The organism is Streptomyces sp. NBC_01298 (genome assembly GCF_035978755.1).
In the GTDB taxonomy this organism is placed as follows: Bacteria; Actinomycetota; Actinomycetes; order Streptomycetales; family Streptomycetaceae; genus Streptomyces.
Genome location: NZ_CP108414.1, coordinates 5,064,469 through 5,078,833, shown reverse-complemented (window position 1 = coordinate 5,078,833; position 14,365 = coordinate 5,064,469). Strand labels below are relative to the sequence as shown.

The following is a 14,365-nucleotide window of genomic DNA, read 5'->3' as shown; positions in this document are numbered from 1 at the left end:
CCCCTATGATCCGTGCCCGCCGGGTCCCCGTCACCCGCATTTCCGCCCGCATCGCGGACATTTCCCGGAATGCGGAACCTGGCGCCCCTCTCCCCGCGTTATGGAGGTCAGCGGTAACTTGGGCACTCTCACGGTCCATACGACAAGTGAGACCAAGTGAGACTAGGAAGGGACACCAGTCACCATGGCAGTAAGCCTCTCCAAGGGCGGAAACGTCTCGCTCAGCAAGGAGGCCCCGGGCCTCGCGGCCGTCACGGTCGGCCTCGGCTGGGACACCCGCACGACCACCGGTGTCGACTTCGACCTGGACGCCTCCGCCATCGCGGTCAACGCGCTCGGCAAGGTCGTCTCCGACGGCCACTTCGTCTTCTTCAACAACAAGTCCACCCCGGACCAGACCATCGTGCACACCGGTGACAACCGCACCGGCGAGGGCGCGGGCGACGACGAGGCCATCAACGTCAACCTCGCCGGCCTGCCGGCCGACGTGGACAAGATCGTCTTCCCGGTCTCCATCTACGACGCCGAGACCCGCAGCCAGAACTTCGGCCAGGTCCGCAACGCGTACATCCGCGTCGTGAACCAGGCCGGCGGCGTCGAGATCGCCCGCTACGACCTCTCCGAGGACGCCGCGACCGAGACCGCCATGGTCTTCGGCGAGCTCTACCGCAACGGCGCCGAGTGGAAGTTCCGCGCCGTGGGCCAGGGGTACGCCTCCGGCCTGACCGGCATCGCCCAAGACTTCGGCGTCAACGTCTGACCCTGAGCGCCCGCGTCCCCGGGACGCGACTCAGCTGAAGCCCCCTCCCGGCCGTCCGGGGAGGGGGCTTCGCTACCGTTCCGTACGTGATCCTCCTGCCGCTCGCCCCCGTCGAGGACGGCGCCCTACCGGGCCCGGTCCTCACCGAAATCGCCACGCTCTACGCGACCAACCACGCGTTCTTCGAGCTCAGCGGAGATTTCCCCGACCCCGGCCGCATCACGGTCGAACAGGTCGCCGCCGCCCTCGCCGACGAGCTCGCGCACGAAGGCGCCGAGGTCCTCCTCGCCCGCTCCGCCGGACGCCTCGTAGGCCTGGCCGCCACCCTCGCCCACCACCCGGACCCGGCGTCCGAGGACCCCGACCCGTGGATCGGTCTCCTCCTCATCGACGCCACCGCACACCGCGAGGGATACGGCCGCGCCGTGGTCGCCATGGTCGAGGACCGCTTCCGCGACGCGGGACGCTCGGGCGTACGGATCGCCGTGCTCGACGCCAACGAGAAGGCCCTCGCCTTCTGGCAGTCCCAGGGCTACGTCACCCTGCGCCGGGCCGCCGACCGCGAGGCGGGCCGCCCCTGCACGGTCCTGCGCAAGGCGCTGTAGGGGGCGGGGGAACTCACGGCTTAGGCGCCTTCGGGCTGTCCTTCCCGTACAGCCACACGTCCCAGACCTCCGTCAGATCACGGCCCGTCTTCTCCTCCGCGTAGGCGGTGAAATCGGCCGTGCTCGCGTTCCCGTGCCGGTGGTCGGCGGCCCAGCCCCGTACGAGGGCGAAGAACTTCTCGTCGCCGACCTCCTGCCGGACCCGTTGCAGGACCATCGCCCCGCGCCCGTACACCGGGGCTTCGGAGATCTCCTTCGGGCCGGGCGGTGCGGCCGGCGGGAAGGCGTCCCAGTCCGAGCCCGCCGCGTCGTCGACGCGGGTGTCCCCGGCGAGGTAGGCGTCGAAGTGCCGCTGCGCGCTCGGACCGCCGTGGTCCTCGGTCCACAGCCACTCGGCGTAGGTCGCGAAGCCCTCGTTGAGCCACATGTCCTTCCAGGACTCCGGCGACACCGAGTCCCCGAACCACTGGTGCGCCAGCTCGTGCAGCACCAGTTCCTCGCTGCCGGGCGCCCCCGGGAACACCGGCCGGGTCTGCGTCTCCAGCGCGTAGCCGAGGCTGTGCGCTGGCAGCACGATGGCGCCCGTCGCGGAGAAGGGGTACGGGCCGAACCGCCCGATGCCCCACTCCACCATCTCGGGCAGCCGCGCGAGCGCGGCCCCGCTCGCCTTCGCCTCCCCGGGCGAGACCGCCGTGTACACGGGGATCCCGGAGGCGGTCCGCCCGGTCGCCACCTCGAACTTCCCGACGGCCACGGTCGCCAGGTAGCTCGCCATCGGCTCCGCCGAGTGCCAGGCGAACACGGTCCGCCCGTCGTCCTCCTCCGTACGGGAACGCAGCTCGCCGTTGGACACGGCCTCGTACCCGCGCGGGACGGTCACCGTGATGTCGTACGTGGCCTTGTCGCTCGGGTGGTGGTTCCCCGGGAACCAGGCCATCGACCCGACGGGTTCGCCGACGCCGACCGCGCCCTTGCCGCCCGGGGTGACGATCCACCCCTCCCGGGACCCGTCGGGGTCGGTGACGGTCCTGGGCCGGCCGGAGTAGTCGACCTCCGTACGGAAGACCTCCCCGCGCTCCAGGTCCTCGGCGGGGCGCACCGTCAGCTCGTTGCCGGAGCGGTTGAAGCGGGCCCCGGCGCCCTGCACGCTCACGCCCTCCACCTGGAGCCCGCTGAGATCGAGGTTGAAGGAGCTGAGCCCCTGCTCGGCACGGGCGGTGATGACGGCGGTGGCGTGCAGCCGCCCGTCGGCCGGGTCGTAGTCGAAGTCCAGGGAGTAGTGCTCGACCTGGTAGCCGCCGTTGCCGGCCTTGGGGAAGTACGGGTCGCGCACCCCCGACGCACCCGGCCGCCCCTGCACGGTCTCCCCCGTGCAGCCCGTGGTGAGGGCGAGCAGGGCGGCGACGGCGGGGGCGGCCAGGCGGGAGAGTGCGCGTTGATCCACGCGTTCGAGACTACGTCCCGCGACGCTGCTGCTCCTAGGCGCTGCTGCTCCTCGGCGCTGCTACTTGTTGAGGGCGTCCACGCCGGCCTTGGCGAACTTCTCGTCCAGGTCACCGCTCGGGGCGCCGGCCACGCCGACACCCGCGACGGGGGCGCCGTCGGCCTGGACGGGGGTGCCGCCGCCGAGGAAGAGGGTGCCGGGGATGTCCTTCAGGTTCGGGGTCTGCGCGAGGCGGCCGGCGAGCACCGAGGTCGGGGCGTTCCAGGACACGGCGGTGTAGGCCTTGCGCTGCGCCGACTCGTAGGACTGCGGGCCCGCGCCATCGCCGCGCAGCGTGACGATGGTGTTGCCGTTGCGGTCCACGACGGCGACGGTCACCTTCTGGTTCTCGCTCTCGGCGGCGTCCAGCGCGGCCTGGGCGGCGCGGGTGGCGGCGTCGATGGTGAGGTGCGTGGAGGTGGTGAAGTTCTTCTTGTCGCCGTCCTTCTTCGCGACGGCGGCCGGGGCCGCGACCGGGGCGGAGGCCGGGGCGGCGCTGGCGCTGACCGCGCCGAAGGCTCCGGCGCCGAGGGCGACGGCGACGGCGGTACCGGTGAGAACGCGGGTGCGGGTGTTCATGTCTGCTGCTCCTGTGAACGTCGGCACGGCGGGCTGTTCTGCCGTTGCTCCAACCCTCTCCCGCCCACCCCCACCACCCCGTCCCCGTACCGGCTCGGAACCCGCCCCCCACCGGCTGATGCGGGGGTCAACCGATCGGCTGATGCGGCAACCCCCCGCGGGGCGCTTACCTGGCCCTTCACCGCAGCCCGATCCAGCCGTCCGGCGCTTGAGGACCGGGGTCTGGGGCGGAGCCCCAGGGGTCCGGGCGCAGCCCGGGCAGAACGGGTCAGGGCGGAGCCCTGGGAACGGGCGAAGGGCGGGGAGGGGACACCCCCGCGCAGCGCCACCCACCCGCACCACCCGGCACCATGGACATACGCACCACCCCCTCCCAGGAGCACCCTGTGACCAGCGCGCCCCCACCAGCCCCGGCGGCCCCGGCCGCCCCCGCGGCCCCACCGAGCCCGGTGACCACCACCCCCCACCAAGACACCCGCGCCCTCGCCACGGTCATGCACACCGCGTTCTTCCTCCTCCTCGGCGCCTCCGTGGCCCGGTTCCTCCTCCGCCACCCCGACGAACCCCGCACCCCGTGGATCATCGCCCTCGGCATCACCCTGGCCCTGCTCTACGTACTCGGCCCCGCCCTCGGCGCCGCCCCCACCCTGCGCCGCCTCCTGTGGCTCGGCGTGGTCGTCACCGTCTGGGTGGTCCTCGTCGTCCTCGCGCCGAGCTTCGCCTGGTGCGCCGTACCGCTCTTCTACACGGCCCTGCGCACCCTCCCGCCCCGCGCGGCCGTCGTGCTCGTGGCCCTGCTCACCGTGTTCGTCGTCGCGGCCCAGCTCCGCCTCGCGCAGACCTCCGGCTCGGGCGAGCCCTTCGACCCCAACCTCCTCCTCGCCCCGCCCGCCGTCGCCGCCCTCGCCACCGCCGTCTTCGTCCACATGGAGCGCCAGGCGGCAGCCCAGCGCACCCTGATCGACGACCTGATCCGCACCCGCCGGGAACTGGCCGCCACCGAACGCCGCGCCGGCACCCTCGCCGAACGCCAGCGCCTCTCGATGGAGATCCACGACACCCTGGCCCAGCACCTGTCCAGCCAGCAGATGCTCCTCCAGGCAGCCGAACGCACCTGGGACACCCACCCCGGCACCGCCCGCGCGCACGTCCGTACCGCCACCGACATCACCGCACGCGGCCTCGCCGAGGCCCGCCGCCTCGTGCACGACCTCGCGCCGCCCGAACTCGCCGACGGCGCCGGCCTCCCGGACGCCCTGCGCGCGCTGGACGCGGGCCCCGAGACCGAGGTCCGCTTCCACCTGGAGGGCGCCCCGGTCCCCCTCCCCGACCGCGCGGAGCAGGCACTGCTGCGCATCGCGCAGGGCGCGCTGGCGAACGTAAGGGAGCACTCGGGGGCCCGTACCGCGGCCCTCACGCTGAGCTTCCTGGGCGACCAGGTCGTCCTGGACGTCGCCGACGACGGCCACGGCTTCACCCCGACCCGCTCCACCGCGGGGGAACGCGGCCACGGCCTCCCCGCGATGCGCGCCCGCGTCCGCCAGCTCGGCGGCACCCTGACCATCGAATCCACCGCGGGCGAGGGCACGGTCCTGTCGGCGTCGATCCCCCTGGAGTCCACCCCGTGACCACGAACGAGAACCCGTCCGCGACGACCCCTGACCCCGAGCAGGCGGCCCCCAAGGCGGCGACCACGATCCTCCTCTGCGACGACCACGTCGTCGTCCGCGCCGGCCTGCTGGCCCTGCTCGGGAGCGAGCCGGACATCGAGGTGCTCGGCGAGGCGGGCAGCGGCGAGGAGGCGGTCGCGCTCGCGGCCAAACTCCGCCCCGACGTGGTCCTGATGGACCTCCAGCTCGGCGAGGGCATCGACGGCGTGGAGGCCACCCGCCGCATCACCGCCGCCCCGAACCCCCCGCACGTCCTGGTCCTGACCACGTACGACACCGACGCGGACATCACCCGGGCCATCGGCGCGGGCGCCACGGGCTACCTCCTCAAGGCGGAACGCCCCGAGGAGCTGTTCGCCGCGATCCACTCCGCCGCCCAGGGCCGCACCACGCTCTCCGCGCCCGTGGCCAGCCGCGTGATGGCCCACATGCGCGGCGGCAACCGGCCCACCCTGACCGACCGCGAGCTCGACATCCTCGGCCAGCTCGCCCGCGGCCTCGGCAACCGCGACATCGCCCGCGCCCTCTTCATCAGCGAGGCCACGGTCAAGACCCACCTGGGCCGCATCTACGACAAGCTCGGCGTCGACACCCGCGCGGGCGCGGTCTCGGTGGCCAAGGAGCAACGCCTCCTGCCCTGAGCACCCCGCGAGAGCCCGGCACCGGCAGCGCCGTGCAGCGCCGGGCACCGCACGGCACCGCCGGGCACCGCACGCACCGCACGCATCGCACGCACCGCACGGCATCGTCCATCCGTACGAGATCGCGCTCGTACGCCGCGCCGATCCCCCGCGGGCGGCGACACGACAGGCTCGTCAGTGCCCGGACCGCCCCGAGCAGGCCCGGGCGCCACCAGCCGTGTCGAGAGGAACCCGCCATGCCCACCACCGATTTCGCCCCGGAACGCCGCCGCATGCTCACCATGCTGGGCACCGGCGCCGCCGTAGCCGGGCTCGGTGCCCTCGCTACCGCGACGCCCGCCGCCGCGACTGCCGCCACCGCGTCCGACGATCTCTCGACCGCCTCCTACAGCCCCGGCCCGGCCGGTTCGGCGGAGGACGAGCTGGCGATCAACCGCCTGCTGGAGACCTACCTCTTCGCCGTGGACACCAAGGACAAGACGGTCTTCCGGACCCTCTTCACCGACGACGCCACCCTCACCGTCATGGCCCACCCCGACGGCACCGCCGGCATCGTCAAGTCCGGCATCGAGGCGGTCGTCGCCAACCTCGACGGCGCGGCGGCCTGGGGCTACTCCACCCACGTCACGGCCAACGCCTACGTCCGCGTCACCGGCCGCTACACCGCGACCGGCGACAGCCACGCCACCGCCCAGCTCGTGTACCCGGCCACCGCCACCGCCCCGGAGACCGTCGTCGTACGCGGCATCCGCTACCGCGACGAGTACGTGAAGTCCGCGGGCGTCTGGAAGATCCGCAAGCGCGTCTTCTCCCCGCTCTGGCAGTACAACGGCACCGCGGTCCAGATCGCGTACCCGAACTGACCCATCCCACCGCGCCGTTCCGTCCGGGAGATCACCCCAGCCCGATGAGCCCCCGGTCGACGGCCGCGCGCACGGCCGCCGTACGGTTCTCCACCCCGAGCTTCTCGTAGACGTGCACGAGGTGCGTCTTGACCGTCGTCCCGCTGATGAACAGGGCCGAGCCGATCTCCCGGTTGGAGCGGCCCGTCGCGATCAGCTCCAGGATCTCGGTCTCCCGGGCCGTCAGCGCCGCACTCGGCGCCCGGTACCGGCTCATCAGCCGCGAGACCACCGACGGCGACAGCGCCGATTCCCCCGCCGCCACCGTCCGCAGCGCCTGGAACAGCAGGTCGGGCGGGGACCCCTTCAGCAGGTACCCCGCCACACCCGCCTCCACGGCCCGTACGACGTACGCATCGGACTCGTAGCTGCTGAGCACGACCACCCGCGGCGGCGCGGGCAGCCGCCCGATCCGCCGCGTGGTCTCCACCCCGCACATCCCCGGCCCCATCCGGATGTCCATCAGCACCAGCTCGGGACCCAGCTCGCGCACCATCCGCAGGGCGGCGCCCCCGTCCGCGGCCTCACCGCACACCTCGAACTCGGGACACCCGCCGAGCAGTGCCCGCAGCCCCGCCCGCACGACGGGATGATCGTCCACCAACAGGATCCGCACCGGAGTCACGCCGCCCCCGCCCCCGGTCTCGCACCCTGCCCGTGCCCGGGGACCGGTACGGGAGCGGGTACGGGAGCGGGTACCGGCACACAGACCGACACCACCGTCCCGCCCCCACCCGGACTGCTCTCCACGGTCGCCGTACCCCCCAGGTACGCGATCCGGCGACGCAGCAGCCGCAGCCCGTCCCCACCCGGGCGCGCGGCCGCGTCACCGCCGCCACCGCCGTCCGGATCGAACCCGACGCCGTCGTCCCACACGTCCAGGGCGAGCACGTACGGCTGGTAGGTCAGCGTCACCACGACAGCCGACGCCCGCGCGTGCCGCCGTACGTTGGCCAGGGCGCCCTGGGCCGCCCGCAGCACCGCGGCCTCGACCCTGCCCGGCACCGGCCGGGGTTCTCCCTCCAGCCGGAACCGGGCCCCGTCCGTCCCGGCACACAGCTCGCGCAGGACATCGGCCAGGGCCGCCGCCCCATCCAGCTCCACCGGAGCCAGGTCGTGGATGATGCGCCGGGCCTCGGCGAGGTTCTCGCGCGCCGCGGCGGCGGCCTGCCGGACCAGCTGCCGGGCCCGGACCGGCTCCCGCGTCCACTCCCGGTCGGCGGCGTCGAGCAACAGGTGCATGCTGGTCAGCCCCTGTGTCACGGTGTCGTGCAGCTCGGCCGCGAGCCGGTGGCGCTCCCGCAGCACCCCGGCCACCACGGCCTCCCCCTGCCCCCCGGCTCCCCCCACGCCCGTCCCCTCTCGCCACGACCCCCCGGACGCGCCGAGCTTAATCCGGCGAACCCGACACCCCAGGGGGGCATCAGCAACTCTGATCCGCGGGCCCGTACCCCCACGGGACCGCCCCCACGGACCCCCTGCGCCCCTCCGCTCCCGGACGGGCGGGGCACCCTCCGCCCCACCCATGACACCATCGGGTACGTGCTCGACATCGGCTACTCCCTCTCCCGGCGCTTCCCCGACCCCCCGCAGACCGACTACCGCTCGGCGGACGTCCACTCGCTGCGCCACGACCTGTTCTGCGGGGACGTCTACCTCGCCGACACCACCGCGGACCGGGAAGTGTCCACAGCCTGGGGATGGGTGCCCGTACTGGACTTCGCCTGGGCGCTGTGCGACATCGTCGAGCAGCTCGACCAGGACCCGCGCGGCAGCCGCGCGGCGAACCGGCAGTACGCCGAGATCGACTTCACCGAGTCCTCCGACCGCATGCTCTTCGAGCGCCGCTTCGGGTGGGTCGACGTCGAGGCCGACTGGATGCCGTCGGAAGAGGCCCCCCTCACCTTCAGCCACCGCCTGCTGCGCCGCGAAGCACGGGACTTCCTCCACGACGTGATCGCGGACCTCGTCGACATGCACGACGGCCTGGGCGACAACCCGGTCGTCTGGACCCTCCAGTCCCGCTTCCCCCGCGTCCCGGCCTGACCGGCCGCGCTGCCGGGCCACCGCCCCGCCGGGCCGCCGGGGACGACCGGCAGGTAAGGTCGCGCTCTTCGGGTCCGCACGGCCCGGAGTCCCCGTGAGGCAGCGCCGACCATGACCGACCACCACCACGGCCCGGGCCGCCGGGCCGACGCCTCCGCCGACGCCTCCGCCGACGCCTCGGCCGACGCCCGCGCACGGCTCGACCGGGCACTGGACCAGCTCGCCGTCACCTTCCGCGGGATGACCGCCCCGGCAGACGAGGTCCAGTGCGAATGCCACTGGGGCGGCCCGGAGGACCTCGCCCTGCTGAAGCTCCCCGGCACGGACGACCTCGACCCCGACCTCGTGCACCGCACCTGGAGCGCCCCCGACTGGAACGACCACGGCGCCGTGCTGCGACGCGTCCTGCCGCAGTTCGCCCGCGAGCTGACCGACGGCCTCGGCGACTACGCGTGGGACATCGACCGGGTCGGCATCTCGTTCGACCGCGGCGCATGGCAGCAGTGGCCCGCCCCGCAGAGCGCGGCCGTAGCGGAGTTCCTGCACGCCTGGTGGGCCCACACCCTCCTCAGCCCGGACCCCGCCGTCCCCGTACGCGGAGTCCTCCAGGTGTGCACCGAAGCCTCCGGCAGCATCGGCCCCTGGCTCGCGGACTGGGAGACCCTCCGCCACCCGGTCGCCGACCAGCACCTCGCCGACACGGTCCACGCCTGGCAAGGGGACCTCCTCTGCTACGCCCTCCCCTGGTCCACATGGGTCTTCTGGCAGGAGGGGGAGGAGGAAGCCGTACGGACGGAACTCACCGACTGGCTCGCGAGCCGCGCGCCCGCACGCCTACGCGCCCACGGCGCCCCCGAAGAGGTCCTGCACACCGTGCGGCTGCTCAGCCTCCACGACGGCGACCGCTGGAACGACCCGCACTGGCCGTACGGCCCCGCCTGACGGCGCCCGCTACGGGACCACCCGCAGCCCCAGCTGCGCGGCCATCGCCGGAGCCAGCTCGAACAGCTGCCCCGCGCTGATCACCGCCCCGGCCAGCGCGTCCACCCCCCGCGCGATCTCCAGCGCCCGCGCACCCCGCAGGTCCACGTCCGTCATCCGCGCGCCCGTGAAGTCCACCGCCCGCACCTCGCAGTCCCGGAACTCCACCCGTTCCAGCACCGCGCCCCCGAAGTCGGGCTCCACCAGCACGCACCCCTCGAAGACCACGTCCTTGAGCCGCGCCGTGCGCAGGTTCAGGTAGTCGATCTTGCCCCCGCGCACGAGCACCCGCTCCAGCACCGCCCCGTGCAACTGCACCCCGCCCAGCCGGGCGTCCAGCAGTTCCACGTCGCGCAGCGAGGCCCCCGACAGGTCCGTCCCCACCCCCCGGACGCCGTCCAGCACCGAGTCCAGGATCCGTACCTTCGCCAGCCCGGCCTCGTCCAGCACGCAGCGCCGTAGCGCGCAGTCCATGAACCGGGCCCCCCGCCCGTCCCCGCCCGCCAGGTCCACCTCGACGAACTCCAGCCCGTCGTAGTCCCCGTCCGGCTCCAGCTCCGCGTCCTCCCACCCACTGAGCTCCGGCAACCGCACCTCCGGCCGCCGCGCCGCCTTCACCGTCTGCTGCTGCCCGTTTCGCGCCATCCCCCCATCCTGACCGACCCCACCGACAAACCCTTGACCTCAACCCCGCTCGAGGTCGGACGCTGTCCCCATGACCACCACCACGGCCACCACCACCGCCACCGCCCCGGCCCACACCTCGACCGCCCCCGGCGAGATGCGCGCCATCCGCCTCCACGCCTTCGGCCCCGCCGAGAACCTCACCTACGAGTCCGTCCCCCGCCCCGTCCCCGCCCCCGGCCAGGTCCGCGTCGCCGTGGCCGCCGCCGGCGTCCACCTCCTCGACACCGCGCTGCGCCGCGGCGTCCAGGGCCCGCCCGCACCCCTGCCCGAACTGCCGACCGTCCCCGGCCGCGAAGTCGCCGGCACCGTCGACGCGGTCGGCCCCGGCACGGACACCGGATGGCTCGGACAGACCGTCGTCGTCCACCTCGGATTCGCCCCCGGCGGCTACGCCGAGTACGCCGTCGCCGACGCCGCCCGTCTCCACCCCGTCCCGGCCGGCCTCGACCCCGCCACCGCCGTCGCCATGATCGGCACCGGCCGCACCACGCTGGGCATCCTCCAGTTCGCCGACCTCGGCCCCGGCTCCGTCGCCCTGGTCCCCGCCGCCGCGGGCGGCATCGGCACCCTGCTGGTCCAGTACGCCAAGCACGCCGGAGCCACCGTCGTCGCCCTCGCCGGCGGCCCCGCCAAAACCGCCCGCGCCACCGCCAACGGCGCCGACCTCGCCCTCGACTACACCGCCCCGGACTGGGCCGACACCCTGCGCGCCCACCACCCCGACGGCGCCACCGTCCTCTTCGACTCCGTCGGCGGAGCCGTCGCCCGCACCGCCCTCGGCCTGCTCCGCGAAGACGCCCTCCACCTCGTCTTCGGCTGGTCCGGCGGCCCCCTCGCCCTCACCGACACCGAACAGGCCGCCCTGGACGCCCGCGGCATCACCACGCAGCACGTCCTCGGCCCCGCCATGCTCCGCCGCGCCGGCGGCGAAGACCCCCTGCGCCTCCTCGAAACCCGCGCCCTCGCCGAAGCCGCCACCGGCCGCCTGCGCCCCGCCCTCCAGCGCTACCCCCTGGCCGAAGCCGCCGCGGCCCACCACGACCTGGAAACCCGCGCCACCACCGGCAAGGTCGTCCTGGAACCCTGAGCGGCCACCGGCACGGACGACCTACTCGCCCCCGAGCTCCGCCAGCGCCCCGTCGGTCAGCCGGTACACCGACCACTCGTCCTGCGGCCGCGCACCCAGGGCCTCGTAGAAGGCGATCGTCGGCTCGTTCCACTTCAGGACCGACCACTCCAGCCGCTCGTACCCGCGCTCCACGCAGATCCGCGCCAACTCCCGCAGCAGCGCCTTGCCGTGGCCGCCGCCGCGCACGCCCGGACGGACGTACAGGTCCTCCAGGTAGATCCCGTGCACCCCCCGCCACGTCGAGAAGCTGAGGAACCACAGCGAGAACCCGACCGCCTCGCCCTCCGCCGTCACCGCCAGGTGCGCGAACGCCGCCGGGCGCTCCCCGAACAGCGCCTCCCGCAACTGCTCCTCGGTGGCGCGCGCCTCGTGCGGCACCTTCTCGTACTCCGCGAGCTCGCGGATCATGGCCTGGATGACGGGTACGTCGCTGAGGACTGCGCTACGGATCATGCCCTGCACCCTACGAGCCCCCGCGCCGGCCGCCCTTCCCCTCCCCCACCCCACCCCGCCCCAGCAGCGACTCCGCGATCCGCAGCTGCACCACCGCCGGCCGGTCCCCGTCCTCCACGTCCCACAGACAGTTCTGCAGCACCCGCCCCAACGTCCACGCCCGCGCCCGCTCCCGGTCCGCCCCGACCGCCTCCGCGAGCGAATCGAAGCGCCACCGCACCTCCCGCGCCCGGAAGTTGTTGACCAGCGCCGGCAGCAGCTCGAACCCCGGATCACCGGCCAGCGGCTTCGGATCGATGGCCAGCCACGGCTCGCGCCCGCCCGCCAGAACGTTGTCGTAGTGCAGGTCCCAGTGCAGCAGCCGGTCCCCCGGCTCCCCGGCCACCTCCGCGAGCGCCGCCGCGCAGTCCGCGACGAGCCCCCGCTCGCGGCCCTCCCCCAGCCGCGCCAGCGCCCCCGGCACCGCCTCCAGCATCGCCGCCGCCACGTCCCCGAGCCGCCGCAGCCCGGCCGGCGCCGGGACCGCCGTCAGCCGCGCCAGCAACCCGCCGACCACCTCCACCGCACGCCCGGAGTCCCGTACGGCCGACGCCGACAGCGGCCGGCCCTCGTCCAGGCTCTCCAGCAGCAGCGTGCCGGTCTCCGCGTCGTCCGCCAGCAGCCGTACGCAGCCCTCCCCGGCCCACGCGCGCAGCGCGAGCGCCTCGCCCGCGTTCTCCTCGTCCAGCGCCGGCAGCTTCAGCGCCGCCGCCGTCCCGTCGGCCCGCACCACCGGCAGCACCAGGGCCGTCACCCCGTACATCCCGGGCCCGGTCACCCGTAGCTCCCACCGCTCCAGGAACGAAGCCACCCGCGCGGGGAGCGCGTCGACGAACTCCCGCCCGGCCGCCCCGTTGTCCCGCACCTGCGCCCGCGCGAACGGCGCCGGAACCCCGCCGAACCCACTCCCACCCGAGCCGCCGACCGCCGCAAAGTCCATGAGCCAACCCTAGGCACGCCGGCTCGACGCCGCGCGCCGGTCACCGGTCACCGGCGGGAAGCCGGCGGGAAGCCGGCGGAAGGCCGAATGACCAGCAGGTGGGCCCAGTTGAGACCGTTCAGGCACGATCAAGTTCGAGCTAGAGTGAGCGTTCTCAGCCAACACGCCTTCCCTGGGGGATCCTTGCGTCTCAAGAACAGCCTCGTCGCCGGTGGCGCGGCTCTGGCCACCGTCATCACCACGCTCATCGCCACCCCCGCGGCCGCGGAGACCCCCGGCACCCTGACGGACGTTTCGTCCACCGCTTACTACGGCAAGGTGGGCATCGGCTGGCGGATCAACCCCTACCGCCTCGACCCGATCAACATCGTCGCCAAGGACCTCCGGACCGACGGCTACACCATCGGCATCCGCCTCGTCACCTGGGGCGAGATCGGCAAGCGGACCTGGAAGATGCGGACCATCCCCAGCGGCCAGTCGCAGGCCCAGTGGAGCACCTACCTGGATGCCGGCTGGGTCGACCAGGCCCTCTTCCAGATCTGCAAGCTCAACTCCTACGGCGACGTCGTGAGCTGCGAGGAGTCGGACATCATGCACAACCCTTTCGACGACTCTTCCGTCTAGGACGCACGACGAGAGGGTGTCACCGACATACGGGTGACACCCTCTTCGCGCCCGGTCCGACGAGACGCCCCGCAGCCGGATACCGGCGCGAACCTCCCAGAGTCAAGCCCCGATCCCGACGCCCTTCAACGCCCGCGCGAACGCCCCCGCGTCGAACAGCGACCCGTCCCTCGCCCCCACGGCCTTCCCCTCCACCAGCACCATCGGCGTCCCCTGCGCACCCGTCGCCTCGAAGCCCTGCTCCGCCTCGGCGACCCACCCCTCGTACTTCCGCCCCTTCACCGCCGCGTCGAAGTCCGCCCCGCGCAGCCCCGGCACCCGGTCCGCGATCCGCAGAAGCAGCTCGCCGGTGAACCTCCCCTTCGGCTGACTCGCGAAGACCGCCGCGTGGTACTCCGCGAACTTCCCCGAATCCACCGACGCACGCAGCGCGTTCACCGCATCGACCGAACCGCTCGCCCCGTCCCGGTCCAGGAAGGACGCCAGCAGGTACTCGATCTTCACCTGCCCGGCCACCGCCAGCTTCAGCAGCGACTCCCCGCCGGCCTCCTCGAACCGCGCGCAGTGACCGCACTTGGGATCCACCAGCACCTGCGCCGTACGCGGCGCGTCCGGCTTTCCCACGACGATCCTCGCCCCCTCCACCACCGCGGGCAGCCCCGCGAGCCGCGCGGCGATCGGACTCGTCCGCACCGGAACCTCGGAGACGGCCACGGCCCTCCCCTCCCCCTCCCCGGAACCGCACCCGACGACCGCCCCGCCCAACAGGGCCACGGCCGCCACCGCCGCGACCAGCCGCCCCGCCCTCACCACGCGCGCCATACGA

17 protein-coding genes are annotated in these 14,365 nt (G+C 73.8%); 9 read left to right on the top strand and 8 right to left on the bottom strand.

Annotated elements, in window-relative coordinates; all coding sequences use genetic code 11:
• Nucleotides 1-184 precede the first annotated feature (184 nt).
• Entirely contained in the window at nucleotides 185-760 is a 576-nt protein-coding gene (locus OG730_RS23090) for a TerD family protein (protein WP_250744549.1), read from the top strand.
• 86 nt (nucleotides 761-846) lie between these two features.
• Complete coding sequence (locus tag OG730_RS23085) at nucleotides 847-1,365, top strand: GNAT family N-acetyltransferase (RefSeq protein ID WP_327306014.1); 519 nt, start codon at nucleotides 847-849, stop codon at nucleotides 1,363-1,365.
• 13 nt (nucleotides 1,366-1,378) lie between these two features.
• Here OG730_RS23085 and OG730_RS23080 read toward each other — a convergent pair whose 3' ends face one another.
• Together OG730_RS23080 and OG730_RS23075 are read right to left on the bottom strand one after the other, a co-directional pair.
• Nucleotides 1,379-2,809, bottom strand: a complete 1,431-nt coding sequence (locus OG730_RS23080) for a M1 family metallopeptidase (protein WP_327306013.1) — start codon at nucleotides 2,807-2,809, stop codon at nucleotides 1,379-1,381.
• 60 nt (nucleotides 2,810-2,869) lie between these two features.
• On the bottom strand, nucleotides 2,870-3,427 hold the full coding sequence (locus OG730_RS23075) for a GlcG/HbpS family heme-binding protein (RefSeq protein WP_327306012.1): 558 nt from the start codon (nucleotides 3,425-3,427) through the stop codon (nucleotides 2,870-2,872).
• A gap of 494 nt (nucleotides 3,428-3,921) precedes the next feature.
• On the opposite strand from OG730_RS23075, the gene OG730_RS23070 reads away from it, so the two are divergent.
• From OG730_RS23070 to OG730_RS23060, 3 genes are all read left to right on the top strand, one after another.
• Complete coding sequence (locus tag OG730_RS23070; RefSeq protein ID WP_327309373.1) at nucleotides 3,922-5,055, top strand: sensor histidine kinase; 1,134 nt, start codon at nucleotides 3,922-3,924, stop codon at nucleotides 5,053-5,055.
• A gap of 68 nt (nucleotides 5,056-5,123) precedes the next feature.
• Entirely contained in the window at nucleotides 5,124-5,738 is a 615-nt protein-coding gene (locus OG730_RS23065) for a response regulator (protein WP_327309372.1), read from the top strand.
• A 236-nt stretch (nucleotides 5,739-5,974) separates the two neighbouring features.
• Nucleotides 5,975-6,601 carry a nuclear transport factor 2 family protein gene (locus OG730_RS23060; protein ID WP_327306011.1) on the top strand — a complete coding sequence of 209 codons (627 nt, stop codon included), beginning with the start codon at nucleotides 5,975-5,977 and terminating at the stop codon, nucleotides 6,599-6,601.
• Nucleotides 6,602-6,632: 31 nt separating this feature from the next.
• Here OG730_RS23060 and OG730_RS23055 read toward each other — a convergent pair whose 3' ends face one another.
• Entirely contained in the window at nucleotides 6,633-7,241 is a 609-nt protein-coding gene (locus OG730_RS23055; protein WP_327306010.1) for a response regulator, read from the bottom strand.
• Nucleotides 7,242-7,261: 20 nt separating this feature from the next.
• Nucleotides 7,262-7,990, bottom strand: coding sequence for a sensor histidine kinase (locus tag OG730_RS23050; protein WP_327306009.1), 729 nt, complete (start codon nucleotides 7,988-7,990; stop codon nucleotides 7,262-7,264).
• Nucleotides 7,991-8,182: 192 nt separating this feature from the next.
• Here OG730_RS23050 and OG730_RS23045 point away from each other — a divergent pair, with 192 nt between their 5' ends.
• Nucleotides 8,183-8,686, top strand: coding sequence for a hypothetical protein (locus OG730_RS23045; RefSeq protein ID WP_327306008.1), 504 nt, complete (start codon nucleotides 8,183-8,185; stop codon nucleotides 8,684-8,686).
• A gap of 111 nt (nucleotides 8,687-8,797) precedes the next feature.
• Nucleotides 8,798-9,628 (top strand): hypothetical protein, encoded by an 831-nt coding sequence (locus OG730_RS23040; RefSeq protein ID WP_327306007.1) that lies wholly within the window; start codon nucleotides 8,798-8,800, stop codon nucleotides 9,626-9,628.
• A 9-nt stretch (nucleotides 9,629-9,637) separates the two neighbouring features.
• Here OG730_RS23040 and OG730_RS23035 read toward each other — a convergent pair whose 3' ends face one another.
• Nucleotides 9,638-10,312 carry a pentapeptide repeat-containing protein gene (locus OG730_RS23035; RefSeq protein ID WP_327306006.1) on the bottom strand — a complete coding sequence of 225 codons (675 nt, stop codon included), beginning with the start codon at nucleotides 10,310-10,312 and terminating at the stop codon, nucleotides 9,638-9,640.
• Between the two features lie 136 nt (nucleotides 10,313-10,448).
• On the opposite strand from OG730_RS23035, the gene OG730_RS23030 reads away from it, so the two are divergent.
• Nucleotides 10,449-11,441: a zinc-binding dehydrogenase gene (locus OG730_RS23030; protein ID WP_327309371.1), complete on the top strand. Its 993-nt coding sequence runs from the start codon at nucleotides 10,449-10,451 to the stop codon at nucleotides 11,439-11,441.
• Between the two features lie 21 nt (nucleotides 11,442-11,462).
• Here the strand turns inward: OG730_RS23030 and OG730_RS23025 are convergent, their stop codons facing one another.
• Both OG730_RS23025 and OG730_RS23020 read right to left on the bottom strand, forming a co-directional pair.
• Nucleotides 11,463-11,936, bottom strand: coding sequence for a GNAT family N-acetyltransferase (locus tag OG730_RS23025; RefSeq protein WP_327306005.1), 474 nt, complete (start codon nucleotides 11,934-11,936; stop codon nucleotides 11,463-11,465).
• A 10-nt stretch (nucleotides 11,937-11,946) separates the two neighbouring features.
• Entirely contained in the window at nucleotides 11,947-12,915 is a 969-nt protein-coding gene (locus tag OG730_RS23020; RefSeq protein WP_327306004.1) for an aminoglycoside phosphotransferase family protein, read from the bottom strand.
• Between the two features lie 183 nt (nucleotides 12,916-13,098).
• On the opposite strand from OG730_RS23020, the gene OG730_RS23015 reads away from it, so the two are divergent.
• On the top strand, nucleotides 13,099-13,539 hold the full coding sequence (locus OG730_RS23015; protein WP_327306003.1) for a hypothetical protein: 441 nt from the start codon (nucleotides 13,099-13,101) through the stop codon (nucleotides 13,537-13,539).
• Nucleotides 13,540-13,641: 102 nt separating this feature from the next.
• Here OG730_RS23015 and OG730_RS23010 read toward each other — a convergent pair whose 3' ends face one another.
• A complete protein-coding gene (locus tag OG730_RS23010) occupies nucleotides 13,642-14,361 on the bottom strand; it encodes a DsbA family protein (RefSeq protein ID WP_327306002.1) in 720 nt (239 codons plus the stop codon).
• Between the last annotated feature and the right edge of the window lie 4 nt (nucleotides 14,362-14,365).